Raw genomic sequence first — 26916 nt, forward strand, 5'->3', positions numbered from 1 at the left:
AAGGGATTGCCTAATGCGATGGATACAGCGGCATTGTTAAATGAAGTTCGGTCCAAGGCGATATTCCCTATGTCTACAACGTTAATACCGGGTACAGAGCTGCATATGGAGTATTTACAAGGCGATTTTGAAGAAGCTGCTGAAATGGAGAGAATCATAGAATTAAAAACATTCATCGAACATTTAAATGTAAAGGACGATACAAGGATATCGTCATTGCATGCTTCGAATGCATTAACATTAAGCGGGATATTGCCAAGGGATAAACAATCATTTATCGACGGATTGAATGATTTCATCGAAAAAACGGATGCTGATGAATTCCAGCGTAGCATCAACAGGAGTGCATTAAGGCATTAAGTGAATATTACGGATTGATTGTGGCTATTGATAACCTCCCTCCTGTTCAAAGAGGGAGGTTTGTTTCTTTTATCAATTCATGTTCAAGTAGGATTTTAAATGACAATTGGTTCATTTTAGAAAAATAATTAATTTTTATGTTATCATGGTAACTGGATATCTTAGGTAAAAGTGGGGATGCTCAAGGTTTTTGTCTAACATGAAAATGCAATATTGATTTTACAAGAAACACCATTATAGAATTAAAAGGCTTTTTTTTAGTATGATCAGGATTGAGGAAATTAACATGAAGAGTATATTAGCTATATTGAAAAATAAGGTACTGCCTGCAAAGTCAAGGTTGATGACTATGGCAATCATGATTGCAGTTTTTTACTGCATGTTCATGTTCGCAGACCTGGAGAATGAAAAGAGGGTATCAGATAGTGAACGGCATTACGAGCGATCAGTGAATTTTGAAGAGATGAGCGATCTAGAATCGGAAGAGATGCCAGCCGGTTCTTTAGTGAATTATTGTAAAGATAGCGCTAATGAGAGTCGCTCCTCCAGTTGGTTCGGTATTGAAACCAACGAAATGGAACCTAGTGAATACACGGTTGAATGCATTGAACACTTGGAATAGCAGCCAAGTTCCTATGGACCACCCGGAAATTTGAAATTCAGAATTCAAAAGGTAAGGACATTTGCGAAAAATTACGGTAAGCGGGAGGTCACATCCAAAGATTTGGCTGGTTGGCTTAATGGAACCGAACTGAATGCTCGGAGGATTAAGTGTTTTAGAAAATAAGGGCCTCTCTGAAATCATTGGTGAAGAACCGGGTACACAGCGCGGTAGGCGAGGAAAGTCTATTTGCTGCATACAGAACGCTGACATTAGCCTGTTTGGTCATAACCAAACAGGTTTTTAGTATGAAAGGAGATTCACAGGAAAAAATGGAATAGAATAAAATAAAGGAAAAATTTTTCACCCCCATATCTTTTTCTCTTTCTGAAACGTTTATAGGATAGAGGGTGTTGAAGGAGTGAGAAAAATGTTAAATAAGGTGAAAGAAGATATTTCTGAAGGAAAAGATAACGACATGATTTTGCGTGAAGTCTATCCTGAATTGCTTCGGTTTTGCCGATTCCTTACCCAAAATAATTGGGATGGCGATGATCTAGCACAGGATACGATACTGAAGGTAATGCAGGGCTATGGGAATAAAACGGAGGTAACAACGGCTTTATTGAAGACGATAGCCCGTCATTCCTGGATTGATACGATACGTAAAAGAAAAAAAGAATCTGTAAAAGATCTGAAGGACACCGAACAGCAGGCGGCAATTGGGGAAAATGCCTTTGAAACGGTTGAATATATTATAAAATCCCTTACCCCAAAACAAGCTGTGGTGTTCATATTAAAGGAAGGGTTCCTCTATCGATCTAAAGAGATCTCAGATTATTTGAACACGACGGAAACGGCTGTAAAGGCCATCTTGAATCGTGTGAAAAAGCGTTTTGACAATGATGGCGTTGAAGAGCGTAAGTTGTCCTGTGCGGAAGATTGGCAAGATGATGAGGAACAGAGGCTGATGTCTCTGATGACACAGGCTTTGAAGGCCCAAAATCCTGATATCCTCATTAGAAGCATTCCATCTTTCAAATCCCTGAACAGTGAATCAATGATTCCTAAACTGATGAATCGTTCGATGCATTCCAAAGCATGCTTCACTCCTTCAAACACTCTCTCAATGGCTGCATAGCCAATCATTTTGTTAGGAGGAAGAAGAGATATGACTACCATTCCATATGTAATTGAGCAATCCAGCAAGGGTGAACGCTCATACGATATTTATTCAAGACTTCTAAAAGACAGAATCATCATGATTGGGGAAGAAATCACCGATCATTTAGCCAATAGTGTGGTTGCCCAATTGTTATTCTTGGCGGCAGATGCACCTGATAAAGAAATTACCATCTTCATAAATAGTCCTGGGGGATCGACTAGTGCCGGTTTTGCCATTTATGATACGATGCAATATATTAAACCTGATATCCGGACTGTATGTACGGGTATGGCTGCATCATTCGGGGCAATGCTTTTATTGGCGGGTACGAAAGGAAAAAGGTGCGCTTTGCCGAATAGTGAAATTATGCTTCATCAACCTCTTGGAGGGGCAAGGGGGCAAGCTACGGAAATTGAAATTTCTGCCCGAAGGATTTTGAAACTGAAGGACCATATCAATCAGATCATCTCGGAAAGGACTGGGCAGCCTATCGAAAAGGTGGCGAAGGATACTGATCGTGATTATTTTTTAAGCGCAAATGAGGCGAAGGAATACGGTATTATCGATGAGATAATCGTTAAGGGGAATTAATTCATAAAAAGGCTACTTGAATTTTGAACTTTCCCCCCATTAAGTGGAAAGTTTTATAAAAAGACCTAATTAAAAAAATCAGTATTGGATGAGGTTGCAGACAAAAATAAGCTGAAATATGGAATGAAGAGAAACAATCGATATAAATTTATCGGCAGTTTCTCTTTTTTTATCTATTCACTGAGGTGATTACATTCATAGTGGTAAACGTAAAGAATGTAGATACAATTATACGAATTAAGGTCTGGTTGTATGGTTATTAGAAGGGGAACAACAAAGAAATATCTTTAAAATAGTGCCAATATGAGTTGATAAAAAGAAAAACACCATCTAAAAGTCGTAAATTGAGGTTAAACGAATTTAGCTGACGTGTATTATTGGAAAAGATAGGTTGATTTCCTTTATGATAGAGAGGCATATTAACTTAGTAAAGTCGAATTAGAATATTAAGACTTGAAAAAAATAGTAGGAAGTAACAATATGTAATAACTCAACCAAAGGAAGTGCCGTAAGAATGAATCTCGATAAAACAGCAATCACTAAAGTTCGTACAGGCCCCATGTTTGCGGTGATGCTGGCTGGTGCTCTCGTCGCTTTCTTGAATCAGACTCTAATCAATATCGCCTTGCCTCAATTGATGAATCATTTTGAAATATCGGCTGCAACAGCTAATTGGCTGACAACTATCTTTTTGTTGGTCAATGGGATTGTCATCCCGATCACAGCTTTCTTGATGGAAAGGTTTAATACAAGGCAATTATATCTTGCTTCGATGGGACTCTTTGCTTTAGGAACTTTATTATGTGGGATTGCACCTACCTTCTCCGTCATATTGATCGGACGTGTGGTTCAAGCAGCAGGTGCAGGGATTCTATTCCCTTTGATTACAAACGTGATTTTCACTTTATTTCCTCCGAACAGACGGGGTTTTGCGATGGGTATATTTGGAGTTGCGATGAATTTTGCTCCAGCCGTAGGACCAACGTTATCAGGATGGATTGTACAAAACTATTCCTGGAGAGTACTGTTTTTTGTCATTTTCCCATTTGCACTTCTAGACTTTCTTTTTGCAATTTTTATTATTAAAAATGTAGGGGAAACTAGCCGTCCCAAACTCGATAAAATGGGTGTAATTCTATCCACCATGGGATTCGGCGGAGTTCTATACGGATTTGCTACAGGAGGTACTAAGGGATGGGGCAGTTTTGAAGTCCTTATAATGTTCCTTGTAGGCGGGATCAGTTTAGTGTTATTTGTCTGGAGGCAATTTACAGTAAGGCATCCTATTTTGGAATTTCGAATTTTTCGTTATCGGATGTTCACATTAACTACGATTATCAACGTCATCGCGACTATGGGTATGTTCTCTGGAATGATATTAATGCCAATCTATATGCAGAATATCCGTGGCTTTACTCCCTTGGAATCTGGCCTCATGCTATTGCCTGGAGGTATTGTAATGGGGATTATGTCTCCTATCACAGGTAAGCTGTTTGATAGGTTTGGTGCGAGATGGCTTGCGGTAAGCGGACTTGCTATTACTATTATTACAACCTATCTTTTAACACGGCTTGAAACAGATACGTCTTATTCTTATGTGGTGTGGGTATATACTATTAGAATGTTTGGTATGTCGATACTGATGATGCCTATCTTCACAGCTGGATTAAATGAATTGGCACTTAGCTTAAATAAATATGGAACAGCAATGGTCAATACGTTGAGAATGATTGCAGGTGCTGTTGGCATGGCATTCTTTGTATCAGTTATGACAAATCAGGGAACGAAACATGTACAGGGCATTTTAACTGAAAGAAACATATCATCAGAAAATAAATCTCAAATGGCACTGGCCATTAAACAAGGAAGTGTAATGGGGGTAGATGATGCATTTATGATAGCTACATGGTTAACCGTAGTTGCGTTCATACTGGCCTTTTACATACGGCGAACTTCACCACAAGAAGATACCATCACCAATCGTCTATCAAAAAAACATAAGTTTGAATAAACAAGGCAAAGTTAGTGAGTATCAAACCTAGTTCCCAAGGTACAATAAATCCTTCATTATAAACGGGCTTGCCTTAAGATGACATATAAATACCAGAATAAGGGACACTTTTTATGAGTGTCCCTTTTCACTTCAGACAGAAAGTTTTATTTCTTAATAAGTAGTCTACTGGATTCGTTGTCTTTATTTACAGGAACATCTTTTCCTACTGTGACACGGCGAACAACGCGTTGTTGGCTCTCGTAGTCTGCAATAGCGTAATGCTGCGTGGCTAAGTTATCCCAAATAACAACATCCCCTTCGCTCCATTGCCAACGTACGGTATTTTCTAAGCGGGTAACGTATGAATCGAAGATACTTAATAATCTTTCAGATTCACTTGTTGTATATCCTTCAACTCTTCCCGCAAAGCCACCTAATAACAAATGCTTTTTCCCAGTTTCTGAGTGCACGTGAACGACTTCGTAGGTATTATCATTTTTGCTCTCGCTGGTAAAATCTCAGACTCGTTTGTCCGCTTTTTAGAAAATCATTTACTGAAATGGCAAGATAGCTTTAAAGCTTAATTGAAAAGGATGACCGCCCGTGATGGGAGGTCATCCTTTTTTTGTTTTGTTGGAGTTACTGGAAGGTGTTGTTTTTTATTCTTTTTCTTTATATAAAGGTAAAAAAATAGTGAAGGATGTTCCTTTATTCAATTGGCTTTTTACTATAATTTCTCCCTTGTATTTTTGGGCGATATTATAGCAAACAGTTAAGCCGATACCGGTACCTCTTTCTTTAAGTGAATAAAACGGCGTGCCTAGTATTTTAAGCTGTTCCTTAGAAAGTCCTATACCTGTATCCGTGATTTTTATTCTTGCCATATTTCGTTCTTGTTCTGTTTCTACAGTGATAAATCCGGGATTGTTCATTGATTCAATCCCGTTTTTAATAATATTAACTAAAACTTGTTTAAGTTCAATCGGATTCATTTTGATGTATAGTTCTCCGCTAAATTTAAGTAGAAAGCCTACATTACAATTATTAGCAAAACTAGTTAATAGATCAGAGATTTTCTGAATTTCATGATTCAAATGAATAACCTGGATATTTCCTGATTGTGGTTTTGCTAATGATAAATAGTCATTGATTATTACCTGTGTATATTCAAGTTCTGTAAGCATGGTTTGTACATAAAATTTTTCTGTTTCGTTCAGTTCTTTTTCTTGATCTAATAATTGGGCAAATCCTTTTACGACTGTAATGGGGTTCCTTATTTCATGCGCAATGGTAGCGGCTAGCTGACCGACTGAATTTAATTGTTTAGCTTGTTGAATTTCTTTATGAAATGCATTTGTGGATTCCATTCTATTGTTTGTTCCTATAAATACAAATACTAATATTATTTGTATAGCTATAAAATTCAATGTATTACCAAAACTATCCAATGCGACATACTCGTACGTATACTGAAGATTTGTATGCGAAATAACTAAGATAAAAGTAGGTCCAAGTATGATATTTAAAGAAGCGACAATATAAAACCCTATTTTATCAAAGAGAAAAATGGGGATTAAGGGTGCTATTGCGAATAAAGACAACATAATTGCAGTATCTGGGAATACCCAAAATTTAATATATAAATAAACAGTAATTAAGAAAATGAACAGGGTTTTATATAAATTAGTTTCTTTTTTTACGAAAAATAACAAAGAAAGAATGATTCCAGATATCAAAATGACCTGTAAAGACATATCGTAAGGATTAGCTTTCCAACTTATTGGAGATACAGAAATGCCAACTAATAGTAAAAAGGATATCATTGCCATAAATGCCTTAAGTATAAATCGGTGTTTGTTTTGATAATACTGATAGTTTTTTAACATAATTCCCCTTGATTTTAATATTCTGTTTTTTTTAATAGTAATCTTTTACTAGTTTTTTGTAAATCAAAAAAACATAGATTTTGATATCTCATTTTACAAAGCTTTAAGTTGGGAAGCAAATTAAGTAAAGTAAGTCTAAAGGAACTGGATAGTGCATTCAATATAGGTGAAACGGACTAAGTGATTTTTATCAGTATGCTGTTTTATGGGTTTCTTTCCTTATTTTTATAGAGGTGTAGTTTCTTTACACTATATTAGTTGTAGCTTTACATTTCCCTTCTAAAATGAAAGTAAGAATAGAAGGGAGAGAGGGAAATTGAAAACTAGTATAAAGAAATTAGGTTTATGTATTATGAGCGTAGGATTTATATTACAGGCTACATCGTTGGATGCTTCAGCTGCTTCAGCAAAAGAAAATCATTCAAACTCATCAATTTATGACAAGAAAATTGTGAATATCGCGCATCGCGGTGCTTCTGGTTATGCTCCTGAACATACCATTCCCGCTTATCAATTGGGAGAACAAATGAAGGGTGACTACATAGAAATCGATCTCCAGATGACTAAGGACGGAAGATTAATAGCGATGCATGATGAAAAGGTGGATCGCACAACAAATGGTACAGGTCTGGTGAAAGATTTAACACTAGCAGAAATAAAAAAACTGGATGCCGGCTCTTGGTTCAATGAAAAATATCCGCAATTTGCAAAAACGAAATATAAAGGGTTAGTGGTTCCAACTCTTGAAGAGGTTTTTAAAAAATTTGGCAGACAGGCAAATTATTATATTGAGACTAAGTCTCCAGAGGTATATCCAGGAATGGAAAAAGAACTTCTAGAGGTTCTGAAAGATTATAAGATGGTAGATTCAAAGGGACGTACCAAAAATGTACTTATACAATCGTTCAGCAAAGAAAGTCTGTTGAAGGTTCATGACATGAATCCAAAGTTACCACTGGTTCAACTTTTCTCTTATAAGAATCAGGCAACTATTTCTGATAAAGAATTAGAATCTATTAAGGAATATGCCATTGGAGTTGGTCCGAACTTCACTAAGATAGATGGACAATACGTGAAAATGGTCAGAAATCATGGTCTTCAATTTCATCCGTATACAGTAAATGAAAGAGCTGATATGAAAAAAGCTTTAGAATGGGGAGCAACGGGATTGTTTACAAATTACCCTGATGTATTTAATGAGGTAATAAAAGAGTATAAAAAAGAAAAATACAATAAGATCATGAGTAAATGAAGAATAGATTGAGAAGATTTATATAAGCTTATTAGGAATCATCAACTAAATAAAGGTATCCATAAGTAAGCTTCGATTCTTCGGGGCTTTTTTTTGTATCTCGTTTTTTAGAATTTAAACCTAATCCGAAACTTCAGAAGAAGGATGATATTATCGTACGTGTGACATCTACGGCAATTTGCGCGTCAGATCTTCATAGTATTATGATATAGAGAAGTATAATAGGAGCTTTAAAAAAAGAAAGGCCGATAAATGATCTTGAATAAGATTGTTTGATAAGAAAATGATGCAATTTATTATATAATAATATTGATAAAGGGAGGTAGGTCTGATGGTATATAATTCGGCAGCTGAACTGTGTGAAGGGTTTGAGGCAGTATATCAGCCTATTCAAGTTCAGTTAACGATTGAGATTGTTGATAAGAGATTAGGGCCTGTAAAGGCTGAAGCAGAGATTGCCATCAAGCCTGTTGAGTCAAAGGGGTTTTTAGAGGTGTTGGTGGAGGATCTGGAATCGGAGCATATTTTTGCTGATGAAAATGGCAGCATATACGGAAGCTTTGGAATTGATCAGAGCATCCAAATTTATGATGAAGTTCTAGACATTATTCCGTTCGATGATCTAATCGGAAAAGAAAATTGGAAAGTGACTGTCGATTCATTTATTGCGGAAGAAAAGCTAAAAGGACAGCTGGAAAAGGTACTGAATAATTACCAATTTAGTGATATGAGCGGTAAATATAAATTTAGAAAAATATGTACGATTACGGAACTCCAATTTTTGAAGTGAAAAAAATAGAGAAGGTAAAAGCCTTCTCTATTTTCATTATTATTCTTGGATCATTTTAAATCCGTTCTGGTTAGCTTTTCTTCGTATTCGGCCTCATCTAACCCTATTCACTCCTTATTCTCGTCCTTTAACTAAGAGCTTCTTCGAATTATGTTTAAATCAGACAAAAGTAAGTTCGGCATTGGTTAAAAACATATTCCCATCAAATATCTATTATTAAAAAATCCACTTTTTTGAATGCGATGGTAAGTATGCATGAAATCGCATCAGATTGTGAAATATGGTTCTATATTTTTCATCATTTGTTAGATATATTGAATTAAAGGGTACTAAAAAAGCACAGGAGTTAGCTCCTGTGCAACGAAATTATTTATAAACCTTACTTGGGATTTTTACGGCAGGATGGCCAGCAGCATAAGGAGCCACTTCATATTCTTGGAATACGAGATAGATCCCCCCGTTTGTATAATAGAACTGTGAATCCTTATTGACGGGAACATCGCTCTGTTTTTTTACATAAAAACTATCTCTTTTCCTCATGTAGTCATAAGCATATTTCTGCACCTTCGTATATTTCACTTTGGATGTGAGGATTTCACTGATTTTCACCTGTTTACCGGAAGATTCTTTGAAATTATAGGATGTTGTGTATCCCATTCCATGAGCTCCACCGCTATAGTAGTAATCGTCAATAAGAATGCTTAGCTTTCCATCTTGGTTGAATTTCACTTTATACGAAATACTGTAACTATACTGACAAGAGTATGGGGATTCTTTGCACCATTCCTCATTTTTATCTTTTTCCCTATCCTTTTTGGCTTGTAGATAAGAGGAATAGGCGTCCTTGGCATGCTTAGTTAACACCAGATTAATTTTATCCTGAGCTGCTTTACTTTTTAGTCCTGATACTTGCGGATACGACAAGTCACTGATATTTTTATATTTTTTCTTGGTTATCTTCACATTGCTGAATTTTAAATATTTTGTAGATACATAGGCTTTTTTTCCATTGTACCGAATTTCCGACCAGCCGGATTTTGTTTTCGAATAAACGGTTACGGCTTTCCCTTTCTCCAACGATCCTACTTTTTTATAGCTGGTGCTGGGGCCACTTCTAACAGTTAAAGGGGAACCCTTCGTATTTACCGTGGCATTTTCTGTAGTGGCTGCTGAGACTGAGTCGATTTTTATCAGTAAAAAAGAGATGCATGTAAAAGTTAATGCGACAGCAAGGACAATCTTAGTGAAATTCTTGAATAGCATTCAATTACCACCTTTGTATAATTTTTACATTATCTATTATATAAGTAGGTGGATTAATTAGAAAGTGAATTTTTTATTTCAAAAGTTAAAGAGGAGAAAAAAATGAAAATTGGTTTAGTACGACACTTTAAGGTGGCACATGAATTCCCAACTGGAAAATATGTGACGGCGGATGATATGAATCAATGGTTTAAGGATTATGATGTAGCAGATATTATTTATGGGACAACTTTATTGGACGATGAGGAATGGAAGAGATGTTATTGCAGCGATATGTCGAGAGCAGTGAAGACGGCTGAGCATATCTATCCTGGTGAGGTTAATCAGATGGAGGAACTTCGGGAAATACCATCTCCACCTCTTAACGGGAATGTGAAGCTGCCATTCATACTTTGGGCCATTTGGATTCGCTGTTGCTCGGTAGTTAACAAGCAGACGAGAGCGGAGATTAAGATTGCTGAGAAACGGATCAATAAAGTATTGGACGAGCTTCTCGCAAAAGGAGAGCAGGATGTGTTGATTGTGAGTCATGCTGCTCTCATGGTATATATGAGGAAAGAGCTGATCCGACGGGGATTCGCAGGTCCAAAGTTTAAGATTGCTAGTAATGGAAAGTTGTATGTGTTCGAAAGAAAATAAGGAAAAACTCGCATGTGAACTTTTTTAAGTTTTCATGAGCAAATAGGGTAAGCCTTTTGATATTTCAAAGAAAGATGAAGGCATTTTACCGATAGTTATTCTTTTTCTAATGGTTGTGGTTTATTATTGTAATAGTGTAATTTTTTCGAATTCAATGGTAGGGAAAAGAGGGTGAGCATTTTGGTAAAGGCAGTTTTTTTTGATTTAGATGATACGTTACTTTGGGATCAGAAGAGTGTGAAAGAGGCTTTTATAGCGACTTGCGAATTGGCTATGGCGAAATATGATTTGAATGTTGACGAGTTTGAGGAAGCAGTACGGAAAGAAGCACGTGAGCTTTATTCTTCTTATGATACATATGAATTTACGCAAATGATCGGTATCAACCCGTTTGAAGGACTTTGGGGTAATTTTCGAGATGATCATGATGAATTCCGTAAGATGGCCGAGATTGTACCAGCTTATCGGAAAGAGGCATGGACAAGAGGCTTGAATGCATTAGGGATAGATGACCCGGCATTTGGTCTTGAGCTAGCAGAACGTTTCCCTGCTGAGAGACGGAAAAAACCATTTATTTATGAAGAAACATTCCAGGTGTTAGATGAGTTAAAAGGGAAGTACAAATTGTTATTGCTGACGAATGGTTCGCCTGAGCTTCAAAATACGAAGCTTGAGATCACGCCTGAGTTAGTTCCTTATTTCGATCAAATCGTTATTTCCGGCGCGTTTGGACGTGGGAAACCGGATGCTTCTATTTTCGAGCATGCATTAGAAATCATGGAGCTTGATAAGGATGAAGTATTAATGGTCGGCGACAATTTAATGACGGATATCCTTGGTGCATCACGTGCAGGCATTAAATCGGTTTGGATAAACCGTCATGATAAGGAACGGAATGAAGTTATCCCTAATTATGAAATCATGCATTTAGAGGAGCTTTTTCCTATCCTTGAGAGTCTAAATAAATAACGGATATATCCCCTTCAAGTAGTAAGTTCCAAAAGACTTAACTTGGAGGGGATTTTATTTAATTCAAAACATGGCATTAAAATAATAGGTCTTTGAATTTATTTACAAACCAAAATGGATGGTATATAGTTACCTTGTAATAATTAATATTATTCAGACTAGGGGTGTCCAATAAAAGTTGGGCTGAGAGAGAAGCGTGTTAAAGCTTCTTAACCCTCAGGACCTGATCTGGTTCATACCAGCGTGGGGAAGTTAGAATCTACTATTCAATGACATTTAATTTGGTCATTTCTGTAGTCATACTAACTTTAGCCGGGTCTTAAATATGAGACCTGGCTTTTTCGTGCGAAAATGGATTGGATTTTGTCCTTTTTAATCTAACTTAAAAAGGAGAAATGAAATCATGAGTAATTCAGTAAATGACATGAACGTTTCAATTATGTCCAATTTTGCAGGAAGTAAAAAAGTTTATGTAGAGGGGTCTAGACCTGATATAAAAGTTCCTATGCGTGAAATTAAACTAAGTCCCACAACAGGAGCATTTGGTGAAGAGGAAAATTTACCTCTACGCGTTTATGATACTAGCGGTTTCTATACGGATTCTGAGTATTCTATTGATATTCGTAAAGGTCTTGACCCTATTAGACGCAACTGGGTTCTTGAACGGGAAGACGTTGAAGAGTATGTGGGGCGTGAAATAAAACCCGAAGATAATGGTTATAAAAAAGTTGAGTCTCATTCCAAAGCAGAAGTTTTTCCGGGATTGATACGAAATCCTTTGCGTGCAAAGAAGGGGAGAAACATAACCCAACTCCATTATGCTCGTAAAGGTATCATTACCCCAGAAATGGAGTTTATTTCGATTAGAGAAAGTGTTTCCGCTGAGTTTGTACGAGATGAAGTAGCTAGCGGGCGGGCCATTATACCGGCTAATATTAACCATCCTGAAAGTGAGCCGATGATTATCGGACGTAATTTTCATGTGAAAATAAATGCGAATATTGGGAATTCAGCGGTTAGTTCATCCATCGAAAATGAAGTAGAAAAAATGACTTGGGCCACTCGCTGGGGAGCCGATAACATCATGGATCTCTCTACCGGAAAAAATATACACACAACCCGTGAATGGATTATTAGAAATTCGCCTGTACCTGTTGGAACAGTACCGATTTATCAAGCGCTTGAAAAAGTAGATGGAGTCGCTGAAAATTTAACATGGGAGGTTTTTCGGGATACTTTAATTGAGCAGGCTGAGCAAGGTGTTGATTACTTTACCATACATGCTGGTGTGCTTCTGCGATATATCCCATTAACAGCAAAGCGGATGACGGGAATTGTTTCCCGGGGGGGATCTATTATGGCTCAATGGTGTCTGGCTCATCATGAAGAAAGCTTCCTCTATACCCATTTTGAAGAAATCTGTGAAATCATGAAAGCATATGATGTATCTTTCTCATTAGGAGATGGGCTTCGTCCGGGATCTATTGCAGATGCAAACGATGAAGCGCAATTTGCGGAATTGGAAACATTGGGTGAACTAACAAAGATTGCTTGGAAACATGATGTACAAGTTATGGTTGAGGGACCCGGTCACGTTCCAATGCATTTGATTAAAGAAAATATGGATAAGCAATTGGAAGTCTGTCAAGAAGCCCCATTCTATACACTGGGACCCCTGACAACTGATATAGCTCCTGGCTACGATCATATTACTTCTGCGATTGGGGCTGCCATGATTGGCTGGTTTGGAACTGCGATGCTTTGTTATGTGACACCGAAAGAGCACCTTGGACTTCCAAATAAAGAGGATGTTCGAATAGGGGTTATTACGTATAAAATTGCAGCCCATGCTGCTGACCTAGCAAAAGGCCATCCTAATGCTCAAAAACGAGATGATGCCCTTTCAAAAGCAAGGTTCGAATTTCGTTGGAGAGATCAGTTTAATCTATCGCTCGATCCAGAAAGAGCCGTTGAATATCATGATGAAACTCTACCTGCTGAGGGTGCCAAAACAGCTCACTTTTGTTCAATGTGCGGTCCTAAATTCTGCAGCATGAGAATCTCACAAGATATTCGTGATTTAGCTAAAGAAAAAGGGCTTGGTTTTGAGTCTGTAATCGATGAAGGCCTGAAAGAAAAAGCGAATGAATTTAGAAACACAGACGGAAAAATCTATCAATAATGTGGACGAAAAGGAGAATTCGATGAATCGAGTAATCCAGATTAAAGTTGAAATGAAACAGTTGGAAAATCAGCTGGATCAGCTAAAAAAAGAGCTGAGTATTTTTCGGGAAAATTGTAATCATGAATTTGTGAAAAATGATTATATACAAGAATGCACAAAGTGCCACTTAATTGAGAGTCTGCAATGGTAGAGATTTTTGGATCCTGGGTATTCTAGTAAGAAGAAAATCAGCAAATTTAAAGAGCTACTTTAATGTTCCTTAAGATTATTAAGTATGAAGGGGAAGAGGGACTAACAATCCTTTTTCCTTATTTTTCGTATGCACCGAATTAGATTTTGAATTCCCAAAGATACCCAAGATATTCCCTCTTCCTTTTACAAGTATAAGTTACCTCAGGTACTTTCCTTTATCCTAGTATGTCCTTCATTTCTTAGTAATAATGTTAGTCAAAAAAAACAATACAATTATTATGAAGAGCGTGGCTTATTAGTTTTCATGGAAGAGTTTATATTGAATAATCCTGTTGGGTTTTAACATACTAAACTTGTTCGCATCATTGATAAAACGAGGAGGGAAATAAAATGCAAAACCAAAATCAACAAGGTCAAGTACACCAGAACATGCAAACGGGTGCTATTCCCCCACAAATGAATCACGGTGGTCATGAAGTATTTGATGTACATGAAGTGTTGTCGGGAACGATTGGTACTTTAAACACTTATATGCTTTTGCGTCAGCATGTACAGGATCAAGAATTACTGGACATTCTGGATCGTCAATATCAGTTCATCCAAGATGAATATAACCTTTCATTAGAGTGCTTTCAATCTGGCCAAGACCCATCCAAACGAACACAGAGCTACAAAATGAATCAAGGGAACGATTTTATATATGGATTGACACCAACTCAGCCAAAGAAACCTTTGCAATCCATATCGGAAATTACGGATGAATGCATTTCAGGCTTGATGCTTGGGGCAGTGAAGTCTGCTGCTTCTTTAAAAGCAATGTCTGCACTTGAAATTACAAACCCAGTTGTGCGTCGCGTATTTGCAGATTCTATTCCGAACTGCATTGAAATGGCATATGAGATTTCGATATATCAGAACAAACATCATTACTACCAAGTTCCACAGCTTGCACAGCAGGATATGCAACAAATGTTGAATTCATATTCACCTGCACAAGGAAACAACAACGTAAGCCATTAATTAAAAAACTAACAAATTTATTCCGACCAGTTAGATAACTATAGCAATTTATTAAGGGATAGGACTAAGCACCGTAAGTCCTATCCCTTCAATAATTTTAACCAGTGTTGTTTCCTTATTATTGTTTCATCTGATTTATTTCCTGAACACAATTTTGGACAAGAGTTACAGCCTGGTTTATAGTTGCTCCTCCTCCAAATGCTGCCGTCACTCCGATTTCTTCCAGGATTTCTTGTTCTGAACATCCTTAATCAAGGCATATCCGTAAAAACACCGATTCAGCTTTACAATCGTGAAGAGAGTTTCTGTAGTATTATTAGCTTGAAATTCCAAATTCCATTCAGCGCCATCCCTAATAATCTTTCATCAAAAATTAGTATGAACTAAACAAGAAATGATTAATCAAAAACGATGGAGTTATTGAGAATGAATAGCCCGTTAGATCACGTGTAGATGTACTAATACATATACATAAGGATATTCTGTTGCATCGCCACATACAGCTCATTTGTATAGAGCATCCATAGACCGCAAGGCACTCCAGAATAGTTGAAGACTAAAATATGGACAAAGTATAATGAAATATGTAAAGAGTTAAGATACCTTTTTGCAGAGTCTAACTTAAGGGGGGAAATCGTAATGAATGAACTGAACGCATTATTCCGAAAAAGAATAGGGCTGCTGGAACATGAAAAAGTGACTTTTGAAAAATTAGATGAAATTCTTGAAAAGACAGCGAAAACAATTCCCTTTGAAAACTTATCCATCATGGCATCTCATCTTAGTGACATCAACAAAGAAAATATCATGAACAAAGTTCTCGTGAGAAACGAGGGGGGACTTTGTTATGAATTGAATACGGCGCTTTATTTTTTCCTAGTGGAAAATGACTTTGACGTTTTCTTAGTTCGCGGCGTAATTTACACTCAAGGGTGGATGACCATAGGTAGAACCCATGTCGCCATTCTATTAAATCATGAAGGTCAAACTTATTTAGTCGATACGGGATTTGGAGGGAATTTGCCTTTAAAACCAGTACCGTTTAACGGAGAAACCGTTATTTCTCAAAATGGTGAATTTCGAATTAAAAAGGAATGTAACGAACATGGAGATTATATTTTTGAATTAAAGCTGAAACATAAAGATCCCGATTGGAAAATTGGATATGCTTTCGATTCTTCAAAGACCGTAGAAAATGTTGTGGAACTGAATGAGATTCAAACTATCATCAGGGAAAACCCAAAATCACCTTTTAACAAATATCCTTTAATCACTCGACTTACAAATAGCGGGAACATCACTTTAACCGATACATCCTTTACGCAGTGGGACGACGGGAAAGTGACAAAAGAAGAAATAGATAGCACACGATTCAAAGAGATAATGAAACAGTATTTTGATAGATAAGAGATAACGAAAGAAAGTTGCCCTCCCTCAGGCTGTCGAGAAACCTTTGACAGCCTCTTTTTATGTTACTTAACTTAGACATTGAATTTGTTAGGGTGCTTGAATGCGGAAACCATTAGTGTACGACCTTGAAGGAAGGAGACAATCTGATTTTGTTATCCTCATTAAATGCAGGACAATCACCCTTCCTTGTCGAACTAAGTACAAGAGAAGAGGCTGATGAAAATGAGTAATGCAAAATACAAATTTTATTATGTGAATGGGGAAACAGAGGAGTTAGAGACGAATGAACCCTATACTGATGAAGCCAATAGTATTCTGAATCTGCAATTAATTCAAAATGCGACATGGTTACAAGCAGGTGGGAAGCATATCAACTTAGCTAATGTAATTAGTATCGAATTTGCAGGAGACCAAGATAAACGTAAATTAGAGCAAATTAAGTTTAGGCCTAATAAATAAAGCACCCAATACGGGTGTTTTTTTTTATCATTTGTTATAGTTTTAATTGAATAGGTGAAAAGGGAGAGATTCAAAATGGAGAAGAAAAATCGATTAGTTTTTACTAGATCAAACGCTGGTACTAAACGGAAATTCGATGAGGCTATTACAATTCTGGAATATAGCGTAATGCTTGTTGAACTCTTCGACTTAAAAGAATTTAATAATGTTATTGCCGGGCAGTTAAGGCTAATTCTATGTGAGAACAAATATACACGAATAAAGAGGGAAAAAGTCACCATTGATAACTCCTTAATAAAGAAAATCAATCCTAACCCGAAATTGTATCCCGTTAAAGATTTCATTGAAATAAGCAAAGAAGGCAATACAGAAATACCCGAAGAACTTTTCGATTACACTAAGCCGAGGATTGATTTAAATATTTGGCGAAATCAAGTAATCTATAAAAGTAGTTTAGGGGGCATTCTCCAGGAAATTACAATCTTAGATTTTATTAAGGAGTCTGCTCAAAAGAGTGGTGGTGCTCACGTGGAATCAAGTCTTCCTGAAAAGTCTTTTATGGTGGACGAGCATGCCGAAAGTATTTTAAGGTGTATAGCAAGAGGATTATTTAGGTCTATTGGTAGAGATTTTGAAGAACATTCTTCTATGAACCTTACACATATAATAAAGAAAATTGAACAATCAAAAGCCTCCGAGTAGTTTCTTTATTGTAAAAAAAGGGGGGGATTTACCCTTACTTCATGACAAGACAATCACGTTGCCTGAAGATTGAGTAAAAAGCATTTAGGGGAAGATATAACAGAAGAGGCATTCTGAGTAAAGGTAAGTTCTTTATGTAATGAGTAGAAGAATTTATCCAATTAAGTCTTCAATTGTAGCAGGTTAGGATAACAATAAAAGACGATTTTTCCACCTAGAGTTGGAAAAGTCGTCTTTTTATTTGTTTATAGGTCAGGAGATAAACCGGAATAAACCCACTAAATGAAAAAAACAGTATGAAAGGCTCTATTTTTTTGTCCTGAGCGTACTCCACAATTTCTGCATATTTAATTGGTACGATGTATTCAAATGTTAAAGGAGGATTTATTACATGCTGAAAAAAAGAATAAAAATGCCCATCATTTTATCATTATGTGCAGCCCTTTTCTTAGTACTGGGTGCATGCTCCAACACTAATGATGAAAGCAAAGAAAATAAGGAAGACAAGGATCATAGTAATATGGACATGAACCATTCTAGTTCAGGTGATTTTCCTAAAGGTTTAAAAGTAGCTGAAAGTCCAACCTATGAAGTCGGAAGTCAAGCGATTATAGAATCAGATCACATGGAAAGTATGAAGGGTGCGAAAGCAACAATTGTTGGTGCCTATGATACTACCGCTTATGCTATTTCGTATACTCCTTCAAATGGTGGAGACAAAGTGGAAAATCATAAATGGGTTATTCACGAAGAGCTTAAAGATGCTGGCGAGAAAACGTTAGAACCTGGAGCAGAGGTTACAGTAGATGCATCCCATATGGAGGGGATGGATGGTGCAACCGCTGAAATTGATTTTGCCGAAGAAACGACTGTGTATATGGTTGATTTCACTCCGACTAATGGTGGAGAAGAAGTTAAAAACCATAAATGGGTAACAGAAAGTGAATTAACATCAGCTGAATAATGTTGAAACAAATGAAAAAAATTTTACGTTCAAATCAAAGGTTAGCCAGTTCTTACTGGTTAACCTTTTTTATCATTTCCCGCCGGAAGACTCCCTCCTCAAGCGTGTGAAGGGCGAGAGCCCAACGATAAGGGGGAGATGAATGGCGGTTTGGCATAAGCCAAAGTAATCTTTTGACAAACATACGTTCGGTTATTAATTATAACTATAAGGGGGTGAAACCAATGGTCGTAAACAAAGCTTATAAATTTCGAATCTATCCAACTAAAGAACAACTAGTTCTAATCAATAAAACGATCGGCTGCTCCCGTTTTGTCTATAACTTCTTTTTAGGCAAACAAAAGGAGAAAGATGCCTACTGGTATATCTGTGAAGAAATGAAGCAGAACGGCCAATTACCCTCTAATGAATGGAAAGGTTCTTTTCTGAATAAATACGCAACAATCAAAGAACTTCCAGCTTTAAAGAAAGAGTATTCTTTCCTGAAAGAAGTAGACAGTATTGCCTTACAGAAATCGGTGGAAAATTTAGCAGATTCCTATAGTCGATATTATAAAAAGCAAAACAAGTCACCACGCTTCAAATCGAAAAAGAATCCTATCCAGTCCTATACGACTAAACATACGAATGGGAATATTGGAATTGTTGGAAACAAAATCAAATTGCCAAAACTCGGTCTAGTTCGTTTTGCTAAAAGCCGCGAAGTCGAAGGGCGAATCATCAATGCCACAATCAGGCGGAACCCTTCGGGTAAATATTTCATTTCCGTTTTAGCCGAAACCAATGTACAAGTACTTCCTAAAACGAATCGTTCGTGCGGTGTAGATGTTGGTTTGAAGAACTTTGCTATTCTTTCAGATGGTACGGTCTATCAAAACCCAAAATTCTTCCGGACGGTCGAAAAGAAATTGGCCAAAGCACAACGGATTCTTTCAAGGCGACAAGAAATAGCCTTGAATCAAAATAAACCATTGGCTGAAGCCAAAAACTATCAAAAACAAAAACGAAAAGTGGCTATCCTACACGAAAAAATTTCAAATGCCCGAATGGATTACTTACATAAAGTTTCTACCGAAATCATCAAAAACCACGATGTTATTGGAATGGAAGACTTGCAAGTGTCGAATATGATGAAAAATCACAAACTAGCTAAAGCTATTAGTGAAGTATCTTGGTACCAATTCAAAAAAATGTTGGAATACAAAGCAAAATGGTATGGTAAACAAATCGTGACCGTATCTAAAACGTTTGCTTCTAGCCAATTGTGTTCTAGCTGCGGTTACCAAAATAAAGACGTTAAACATCTGAATCTTCGTGAATGGGATTGTCCTTTTTGTTCTACTCACCACGATCGAGATATTAACGCAGGACTCAATCTAATGAATGAAGCCATAAGGCTTCTAACCGTAGGAACTACGGGAGTAGCCTAATTAAAAATTGGCCGATAGGCTAATGTTCTTAGGAATCCCCCACTTCAATCAGACCGTAAGGTCGATAAGTGGTGGGTAGTTCAAACTTTTCTAGACTGTTTATGATTTCACTCACACTTATTAGTCGACAAAGTGCTTGTTATGCTTTTGAGCCATTTTTTATTATATTTTTCCTTTCAGAATTTTTATTGTGAAGATCTAAGAAATAAAAGTTAAAGTTCATTTGTTTTTGTGATACTGTAATCCATATTACATAGTTAATCTTACAATGACAGGTTTTTCCCTTACAGTTGCTATAAAGTTAGTAATACATAAACAGGAAATTGTTGGTGGTGAATTTTGTGAGATCCTATTTATTTGTTGTGTTGATTATTAAGAAAGATTACAGAATGGGAGATACAAATCCATGACTCTAGGCCCGCGTGTCCTTAAAACAGGAATTGCTGTTACATTGGCATTGTTAATTTGCTCGATCTTAAATTTGCAGCCTGCAGTGTTTGCAGGGGTGGCAGCTGTTTTCACGATACAGCCTTCTATTTATCGTACATGGAGGCATTTGTTTGACCAAATCATTACCAATGTAATTGGTGCACTGACTGCGCTTTTTTCGATTCATTTCTTGGGGGATAGTCCAATTATGATTGGACTTGTCATGATATTGGTAATTTCGCTATGTTTGAAATTGAAAATGGAAAGCACAATACCGCTTACACTCGTTACGGTATTAGCCATCATGAGTGCTCCAGGTAATGAAAGTCTGCACTTTATATTAAATCGTTGTTTAATCATTTTAGTTGGCATTGTGTGTGCAATGATCGTAAATATTGCCATCTTCCCACCAAAATATAAACGAAATTACCTTGATAAAGTTCAATTGATTTTTAACAATCTTTCTTTATTATTACGTACGGCATTTTCCAAGGAGATGAAGGCAAAATCTTTTCAAGAACACTATGCAAAATTAATTAAAGACATTCCAAAACTAGAAGAACAATATAAGATTTTTGATGAAGAAAGGGGGAATCTTGTAAAACTAAACCAGCTGGATGTTAGGGAAATCGTAGTATTTAAACAAATGCTGAAGACCCTCAAGCAGGCAGAACAAGTAGTAGAAAACATTGATGAACATTATTTCCAGAGTAAGACGAATGATGAGGAAAACCATCTCTTCGACCATCATCTTGAAGAGTTAATCAAAGGTCATGAATACTTGTTGCTAAAATACGAAGGGAAAATAAAAGGGGAAGATTATCATATTGAAAATGATATGGCGGAAAAAAGCCAATTATTTTTCGAGCGTGCTCTCGAAATATACAGTCAAAATAAAGAACAGAAATTACGCACAATGATTATTGCTTCTTCCATCGTAGAATATAGCCTTCAATTGCGACGATTAAGTCGATTAATCGATCAGTACCAAACGGCAAAAAGGTAATGGGAGTCATCTGATTATAATCAGGAGAAAAGGATGCTCACTGTACCATAGTATTAAAGGATCTTCATCATCGTTTGACTATTTCACTTAACAGTTTTGATATTTCGCCTTAATTTTCCAGTGCACAAAAAATACAATAGTTTCAATGTAAGAGGACGATTCTGGTAAATGAATCGTTCTCTCTTTATTTTTGCTAGTTAACATTGTCATCAACTCTTCATGTAAATACTGGTAATCATCCTATCTCTGTAATAATTTTAAAAATATGTTCTAGAATCCCTATTCTCTTTACTAAAACATATAAAAATTCATGAAAACTTTACTTTTATTTACATACTTCTCGTATTGATGTCAATATTCAGTAATACATGTTTGTTATAATCGATTCACAGTTTTAAAAGTAGAATTGACTTGGGATAAGGGTCTTCTATAAATCTTTCATTTACAGATGAGTAGCAGGCTGATTGAAGATGGCTGAAAAGTAGGAGTGAACAAAAATGGAGCAATCTATAAATCTAAATGAACTTACATTTAACGATAAAGATAGATATGTAATCATTACGAATGCTTATCCACACGAAAAGCAATTATATCGTAATGGGTTTATCCACCGAAGAGTCAAGGCTTATTTGGCAGAGGGTTTGAAGGTCGATGTCTTTGTTTTACATCCTGCCTATAAAAAAGCAGAAAAGTATTCGTATGAAGATGTGCCTGTTTATCGAGGAACTGAACAGCATCTACGCATGTTCTTAAATCATAAAGTACATAAAAAAGCGCTCATTCATTTTGTTAATTCAAAAATGGTACAAGCGATAAAAGAAACAAACACAGATTTACCAATTATTACGTGGATACATGGTTTTGAAACGGAGGCTTGGCATAGAAGATGGTTTAATTTTCTTGAAAGCCCTGAAAGCTTACGGAAGATTCTTGAAATGGCGGACGACTATTATGTAGCACAGCTTTCTTTTATGAATTGGTTTTATCAAACGAATGAATTGGATACAACTTTTGTTCATATTTCCAAATGGTTTAAAGAACATATAGCGGAATGTGACGCGAGAGCAGAATCGAAAAATTCAGTAATCATTCCCAATGTAATAGATGACAATCTGTTTACTTTTATAGAAAAGCCAGTAGATATGCGGACAAAAGTCCTTTCAATAAGGCCGTACGCTTCTCGAAAATATGCCAATGATTTATCGGTGAAAGCAGTGCTAGAGCTTTCAAAGAGACCATATTTCAATAAATTAGAATTTGCTTTTTATGGTGATGGAAAGTTGTTCGATCAAACAGTTGAGCCAATCCGTAATTTTGAGAATGTAACTATTCATAAAGGTTTTATATCTCAAGAGCAAATCGCTGCATTGCATAAGGAGTATGGAATTTTTCTTTGTCCAACCCGTTTGGACTCTCAAGGGGTTTCAATGTGTGAGGCTATGTCTAGTGGGCTAGTGCCGATTTCAACAGATATCACGGCAATCCCCGAGTTCGTTAAACACGATGTTTCTGGCCTTCTTACAAAACCTGAGTCTCCTATCGAAATTGCGGATGCAATAGAACGCTTATATTACAATTCGGACGTATTCTTAAGAGTGTCAAAACAAGCATCGCAGTCTATTCGAGATAAATGCGCCGTAGATGTTGTTATTAAAAGAGAATTAGAGATTATCCAAGGTTAATGGAGGGGAGTTTTTTCAATATGGACGAACGAAACGAATATTGGAAAACTATGTATGAGGAACTAGAATTACAAATGAAAGACATGATGTCCATGACATTAGAGCTCATAGAGAACAATAGCACTGAAAAACAAAACATTATTGAGAACGTTACAAAAGAAAATAATAGGTTGCGAGAAGAATTAGAAAAAAGTAAGTTAGCCCAACAAGAAAACATTAAGCTAAACAAAGAGATACGTAGACTTAAGTTATTAGAGCACAAATTCAAGGTTACATATATAGGGAAATTCACGTTGAAATACCTTGCACTCAAATCATCTATGAAAGAACATATAAAAAAATAGAAATTCATATCACATTTCAGTCATTGGAGTGAAAACTTTGAGTTCACATGAATTAGTGCGTAACAGAAAAATGAAGGTACTTCTATTTGGCTTTATTGACATGAATTCAATGGATGGATCTGCAGTATTTTTATCTTCCCTAGCTTCGACTATTGCGTTAGATTCTAACATCGAGGTAGATTTACTTTTAGCTAGCCCAGTCAAACGCGATATATTAATTCAGCCACTTGAGAAATTTGACAATATAACGATTCTTAATCCTTTTGTTGATCCTTTTTTTAATGCCACCGATGAAGAATGGGTAAAAAAAGGTGTCATTAATTTTGATATTGCTGAAATGCTCATTTCTCATTATTGGAGTCAAAAGGAATATGATTGGCTATTTGTAAGAAGCATTGAGACTGTTGAAAAAATAGCAAGGCATAAGCATATCATAAAGAATACATTAGTTTATGCTACAGGCTTAACTCACATAGGTCAGGATGTTAATGAAGAAAAATTTGAGAGCATCAAAAATATATACAATCAATGTGCTTATTTCTTATGTCAAACAGAAGAGATGTGCGAATTTGTAATTGAGATTCTTAATTTGAATAAAGAAAAAAACAAAGTTTCCCTACTTACCCCGATGATACCAAACGTTGAATCAGCAGGAGGGGAAGATCGGTTAAAACACAAACTTGTATATACCGGGAAATTTGACCCTGATTGGAAGACGATTCCTATCATTACTGCTTTTAAAGAATTAAAGCGTGAGATTCCGAATCTTTCACTGGATATAGCAGGGGATAAATTCAAATGGGTTAAAGGCGATTCTCAGTTTAAGGAAGAAGCGACATATCTCCTGGAACATACAGAAGGGCTTACATGGTACGGGGCATTGACGAGGGAGAATGCTCAACAATTAATAGTGAACAGTGACATTGGGATAACCTGGAGAAGTGAGGAAATGGACAGCAGTCTGGAACTGTCTACGAAGTTATTGGAATACGGAATTTTAAGGAAGGCTGTAATAATGAATCCAACCAAAATGCATTTAAAGCTTTTTGGGGAAGATTACCCGTTATATGCTGTTACAGAGAAGGATTTCCGTGACACAGTCAAATTAGCTTTATGTAATAAGGATATTTATGAGTTTGCAGCCAAACGAATGTATCAAGTTAGCAGGCAGTTTTTGTTTTCGGAAGCATTAAAAAAACTGCAAGGGCTATTATGGAGTAGACGTATTACTGATTATTTATATAAAAGTGGAAATGCGTATTATATTGATGAAGATGACTTTGATGAACTAAATAAGCATGTACCATCCCATCAGGTAAAAAAATTGCCTGCAGATATAAATGTTGAAGAAGTTTTCACCTATATTTTCAAAAGCATTCCAGAAGAATTGAAAAAAGTAGAAAAACTTGTTAAGCTGTCTGGGTTTGGTCAAATCATTCAAGCGGAAAAAGCAGGATGTTTTACCTTCCTTCAAATTCATAAAAGTTATAGCAGCTTTGAGGAAAACTTTCAAAATAATTTGCCTTATCTAAAAACTATAGGATTTGAAACCAATAGCACTCCAAAATTAAAACCAAAAGACATGGAAATTTCAAAAAAAGAACGGATAATTGTAGAAAATAAAAACAATGATGTTAAAGTGAAAAACAAAGAATTTGTTAAAGAAGTAAAGAAATTAAAAAAACTGAACGAGGTTCAACTTAAACAAATTACTAAGCTAGAAAAACAAAACCTAGCACTTGGACGTAAATACGATTCACTTTCGAAGTCGAAAATGAGTAAGATAACATTTAAATATTGGGATTTAAGAAAAAGGCTTAACTTTTAAGAAGGGGAAGGTTTTTTTGAAGCTGATTAAGTAGACAATGCAATGGAAAGACTCAAAATAGAAAATCATTAAATTGTGAAAGAATAACGTCTTCCTTGTTGCTGTTATTTCAGAAAGCTATGTTGTTCCCTGAGAGATTAATGTCAAAATCAGACTCCGACTCCTTTCCAATGTAAACGTCAAGTAGCCCTAAATACACGATGAAAATTGTGTTTTCGGGGCTGCTTTTTGTTTGCTTCCCTTTTTACAGGTACCTTGCATATGGAAGGTACATCCGTTGACCAAGGTAAGACTTGATCTATTTCTTCTTTATTCGTTACATCCACATTTGGTAGGTGTAGGTAAAGAGCATATACACTTATTATTATCTTGTTCGTCAAGTTTAGCACCCAGTAAAATCATGCAGTACCTAAAAGGAAAATCCTCAAGAATTCTGCAGGGTCAATTCCCTGAGCTGAAAAAGAAGTATTGGGGGACAACATTTATGGGTAAGAGGCTATTTCTGAGCCACAGTAGGAACGATGACAGAAGAAACAATTAGAAATCATATAGCTAATCAAGTCAATGAAGAAAAGAACGGCATATTCAGGATTGAAGACTGAATATGTCGAAAAAATTTATTATGCTTAAGGACTTTGGGATGACTTTAGTCGTCGACATATATGTCCAAATCCACCTGCTTTAGCATGTGGTCGTTTAAGGCGTGTTAGCGGTTTTATTAATTTGGCTGCATTTCTAAATCCTTAATTTTTACATTTCTTTGAGCAAAAACTTTTTTTACCACCTTTAGAGCATTCAAGACACGCGGGAAGCCTGTATAGGGAATCAAGTGCATGACAGTTCCAACAATTTCATTTGGAGTTAATCCAATTGTAAGTCCTGTGTTGATATGCAATTCCAATTGCGGCTCCGTACCTAGAGTTACAAGAGAAGAGATTGTGGCAATCGTACGTTGATGATTAGTTAAGCCCTCTCGTGAATAAATATCTCCAAAAGCAAATTCAACAATATAACTCTCTAAATCAGGTGCAAGTTCTTTAAATTCGTCTACAATATTCATGTGTGTTCCAATTTCCTTGTTATCTGTTAAAGTATACTCCTTTATAATATCTACACCTTGTTGGTAACAAGTTTTTTCCATGTTATTTTCCTCCTGAAAAATCATTTGTATTTGACAGAAATAACTATAACGCAGTTTTATTTATTCGTAAAATACATATAAATCATGCGATGAATTCCTTTTTTTCATGATTAAAAAGGTAATTCAGCTGAAATATACTGGATAAATTCACGAACTGCAGGTGTATTTGGCTACTTCTATAAAGTAGGTGAGGTCAACTAAAAGCCCCTGAACGCTACCTAGCGTACAGGGGCTTTTGTCATATATCGAGAAAAGGAGCAGGGGAAATGATTATTATAATTGACCATCTTGAAACTTTTTATGTATGTTGTCCATTTTAAGATGACGTTAATTTAATCAAACTTTATTTCAATGCTACAGCGGCCCTTGTTGTGTCAAGCCAATGCGAGTATAAAAAGGATTTTACATCATATTTGTTTTATAGATCGTGGCAAAGATAACAAGTTGATTTCAGATGCACTAGAGACATTTGGAAATCAACTATCACTTAGTGTGCAAAAGTATGTCCGTATGATAACACCGTGGCCGAAGCGATGTACAACGTGTTTAGAAATGAATTCGCAAACGGGGCACATGTCGCTTCGTTTGAACAGCTGGTTCTTGAACTAGATAATT

26 protein-coding genes, 1 pseudogene and 1 riboswitch are annotated in these 26916 nt (G+C 36.2%); of the genes and pseudogenes, 22 read left to right on the forward strand and 5 right to left on the reverse strand.

From position 1 onward, the window contains the following. The first annotated feature begins 6 nt into the window (after positions 1-6). The 5 genes from NST21_RS03800 to NST21_RS03820 all read left to right on the forward strand — a co-directional run bounded on the left by NST21_RS03800 (position 7) and on the right by NST21_RS03820 (position 4728). Complete coding sequence (locus NST21_RS03800) at positions 7-360, forward strand: hypothetical protein (RefSeq protein ID WP_252433206.1); 354 nt, start codon at positions 7-9, stop codon at positions 358-360. A 286-nt stretch (positions 361-646) separates the two neighbouring features. After that, positions 647-982, forward strand: coding sequence for a hypothetical protein (locus tag NST21_RS03805; RefSeq protein WP_252433207.1), 336 nt, complete (start codon positions 647-649; stop codon positions 980-982). A 409-nt stretch (positions 983-1391) separates the two neighbouring features. Then, entirely contained in the window at positions 1392-2102 is a 711-nt protein-coding gene (locus NST21_RS03810) for a sigma-70 family RNA polymerase sigma factor (protein WP_340887796.1), read from the forward strand. Between the two features lie 30 nt (positions 2103-2132). Then, complete coding sequence (gene clpP / locus NST21_RS03815; RefSeq protein WP_340887797.1) at positions 2133-2717, forward strand: ATP-dependent Clp endopeptidase proteolytic subunit ClpP; 585 nt, start codon at positions 2133-2135, stop codon at positions 2715-2717. A 514-nt stretch (positions 2718-3231) separates the two neighbouring features. After that, positions 3232-4728: a DHA2 family efflux MFS transporter permease subunit gene (locus tag NST21_RS03820; protein ID WP_340887798.1), complete on the forward strand. Its 1497-nt coding sequence runs from the start codon at positions 3232-3234 to the stop codon at positions 4726-4728. A gap of 146 nt (positions 4729-4874) precedes the next feature. On the opposite strand, the gene NST21_RS03825 is transcribed toward NST21_RS03820, so the two are convergent. Both NST21_RS03825 and NST21_RS03835 read right to left on the reverse strand, forming a co-directional pair. Further along, the gene (locus NST21_RS03825) at positions 4875-5153 is read right to left on the reverse strand and encodes a TauD/TfdA dioxygenase family protein (RefSeq protein WP_340887799.1); all 279 of its coding nucleotides are present in this window, start codon (positions 5151-5153) and stop codon (positions 4875-4877) included. Between the two features lie 216 nt (positions 5154-5369). Continuing rightward, positions 5370-6596, reverse strand: a complete 1227-nt coding sequence (locus NST21_RS03835) for a HAMP domain-containing sensor histidine kinase (RefSeq protein ID WP_340887800.1) — start codon at positions 6594-6596, stop codon at positions 5370-5372. 352 nt (positions 6597-6948) lie between these two features. Here NST21_RS03835 and NST21_RS03840 point away from each other — a divergent pair, with 352 nt between their 5' ends. Continuing rightward, positions 6949-7848 (forward strand): glycerophosphodiester phosphodiesterase, encoded by a 900-nt coding sequence (locus tag NST21_RS03840; RefSeq protein ID WP_445670584.1) that lies wholly within the window; start codon positions 6949-6951, stop codon positions 7846-7848. 331 nt (positions 7849-8179) lie between these two features. Further along, complete coding sequence (locus NST21_RS03845) at positions 8180-8638, forward strand: hypothetical protein (RefSeq protein ID WP_340887801.1); 459 nt, start codon at positions 8180-8182, stop codon at positions 8636-8638. Between the two features lie 366 nt (positions 8639-9004). Here NST21_RS03845 and NST21_RS03850 read toward each other — a convergent pair whose 3' ends face one another. Further along, positions 9005-9901 (reverse strand): PdaC/SigV domain-containing protein, encoded by an 897-nt coding sequence (locus NST21_RS03850; RefSeq protein WP_340887802.1) that lies wholly within the window; start codon positions 9899-9901, stop codon positions 9005-9007. 102 nt (positions 9902-10003) lie between these two features. Between NST21_RS03850 and NST21_RS03855 the strand changes: the two genes are divergently transcribed. From NST21_RS03855 to NST21_RS03875, 5 genes are all read left to right on the forward strand, one after another. Next, the gene (locus NST21_RS03855) at positions 10004-10540 is read left to right on the forward strand and encodes a histidine phosphatase family protein (protein ID WP_340887803.1); all 537 of its coding nucleotides are present in this window, start codon (positions 10004-10006) and stop codon (positions 10538-10540) included. A gap of 180 nt (positions 10541-10720) precedes the next feature. Continuing rightward, positions 10721-11509 carry an HAD family hydrolase gene (locus NST21_RS03860; protein ID WP_340887804.1) on the forward strand — a complete coding sequence of 263 codons (789 nt, stop codon included), beginning with the start codon at positions 10721-10723 and terminating at the stop codon, positions 11507-11509. A gap of 150 nt (positions 11510-11659) precedes the next feature. Continuing rightward, a riboswitch (TPP riboswitch) is annotated at positions 11660-11776 on the forward strand. A gap of 133 nt (positions 11777-11909) precedes the next feature. Next, the gene (thiC, locus tag NST21_RS03865) at positions 11910-13691 is read left to right on the forward strand and encodes a phosphomethylpyrimidine synthase ThiC (protein WP_056527356.1); all 1782 of its coding nucleotides are present in this window, start codon (positions 11910-11912) and stop codon (positions 13689-13691) included. A gap of 22 nt (positions 13692-13713) precedes the next feature. After that, the gene (locus NST21_RS03870; protein ID WP_157443975.1) at positions 13714-13884 is read left to right on the forward strand and encodes a hypothetical protein; all 171 of its coding nucleotides are present in this window, start codon (positions 13714-13716) and stop codon (positions 13882-13884) included. A gap of 392 nt (positions 13885-14276) precedes the next feature. Then, positions 14277-14906, forward strand: coding sequence for a spore coat protein (locus tag NST21_RS03875; RefSeq protein WP_056527353.1), 630 nt, complete (start codon positions 14277-14279; stop codon positions 14904-14906). A 118-nt stretch (positions 14907-15024) separates the two neighbouring features. Here the strand turns inward: NST21_RS03875 and NST21_RS03880 are convergent. After that, positions 15025-15153 (reverse strand): annotated as a pseudogene (locus NST21_RS03880) (carboxymuconolactone decarboxylase family protein); the annotation flags it as partial. 392 nt (positions 15154-15545) lie between these two features. Here NST21_RS03880 and NST21_RS03885 point away from each other — a divergent pair. The 10 genes from NST21_RS03885 (at position 15546) to NST21_RS28665 (ending at position 25701) form a co-directional block, all read left to right on the forward strand. Next, the gene (locus NST21_RS03885) at positions 15546-16313 is read left to right on the forward strand and encodes an arylamine N-acetyltransferase family protein (RefSeq protein WP_340887808.1); all 768 of its coding nucleotides are present in this window, start codon (positions 15546-15548) and stop codon (positions 16311-16313) included. A 225-nt stretch (positions 16314-16538) separates the two neighbouring features. Further along, the gene (locus NST21_RS03890) at positions 16539-16775 is read left to right on the forward strand and encodes a hypothetical protein (RefSeq protein WP_053344532.1); all 237 of its coding nucleotides are present in this window, start codon (positions 16539-16541) and stop codon (positions 16773-16775) included. Between the two features lie 75 nt (positions 16776-16850). After that, on the forward strand, positions 16851-17477 hold the full coding sequence (locus NST21_RS03895; RefSeq protein ID WP_340887810.1) for a hypothetical protein: 627 nt from the start codon (positions 16851-16853) through the stop codon (positions 17475-17477). 391 nt (positions 17478-17868) lie between these two features. Further along, positions 17869-18441 (forward strand): YdhK family protein, encoded by a 573-nt coding sequence (locus tag NST21_RS03900; protein ID WP_340887811.1) that lies wholly within the window; start codon positions 17869-17871, stop codon positions 18439-18441. 224 nt (positions 18442-18665) lie between these two features. Continuing rightward, the gene (gene tnpB / locus NST21_RS03905) at positions 18666-19871 is read left to right on the forward strand and encodes an IS200/IS605 family element RNA-guided endonuclease TnpB (protein WP_340887812.1); all 1206 of its coding nucleotides are present in this window, start codon (positions 18666-18668) and stop codon (positions 19869-19871) included. A gap of 406 nt (positions 19872-20277) precedes the next feature. Beyond that, positions 20278-21306 (forward strand): FUSC family protein, encoded by a 1029-nt coding sequence (locus tag NST21_RS03910; protein WP_340887813.1) that lies wholly within the window; start codon positions 20278-20280, stop codon positions 21304-21306. 497 nt (positions 21307-21803) lie between these two features. Then, positions 21804-22988, forward strand: a complete 1185-nt coding sequence (locus NST21_RS03915; RefSeq protein ID WP_340887816.1) for a glycosyltransferase family 4 protein — start codon at positions 21804-21806, stop codon at positions 22986-22988. 20 nt (positions 22989-23008) lie between these two features. Then, positions 23009-23332, forward strand: coding sequence for a hypothetical protein (locus NST21_RS03920; protein ID WP_340887818.1), 324 nt, complete (start codon positions 23009-23011; stop codon positions 23330-23332). Positions 23333-23369: 37 nt separating this feature from the next. Continuing rightward, entirely contained in the window at positions 23370-25160 is a 1791-nt protein-coding gene (locus tag NST21_RS03925; protein WP_340887820.1) for a hypothetical protein, read from the forward strand. Positions 25161-25488: 328 nt separating this feature from the next. Further along, positions 25489-25701 (forward strand): transposase, encoded by a 213-nt coding sequence (locus NST21_RS28665; RefSeq protein ID WP_445670585.1) that lies wholly within the window; start codon positions 25489-25491, stop codon positions 25699-25701. A gap of 177 nt (positions 25702-25878) precedes the next feature. On the opposite strand, the gene NST21_RS03930 is transcribed toward NST21_RS28665, so the two are convergent. Continuing rightward, entirely contained in the window at positions 25879-26301 is a 423-nt protein-coding gene (locus NST21_RS03930; protein WP_340887822.1) for a carboxymuconolactone decarboxylase family protein, read from the reverse strand. Positions 26302-26916: the final 615 nt, after the last annotated feature.

The organism is Peribacillus sp. FSL K6-1552, assembly GCF_038005205.1.
Lineage (GTDB): Bacteria > Bacillota > Bacilli > Bacillales > DSM-1321 > Peribacillus > Peribacillus butanolivorans.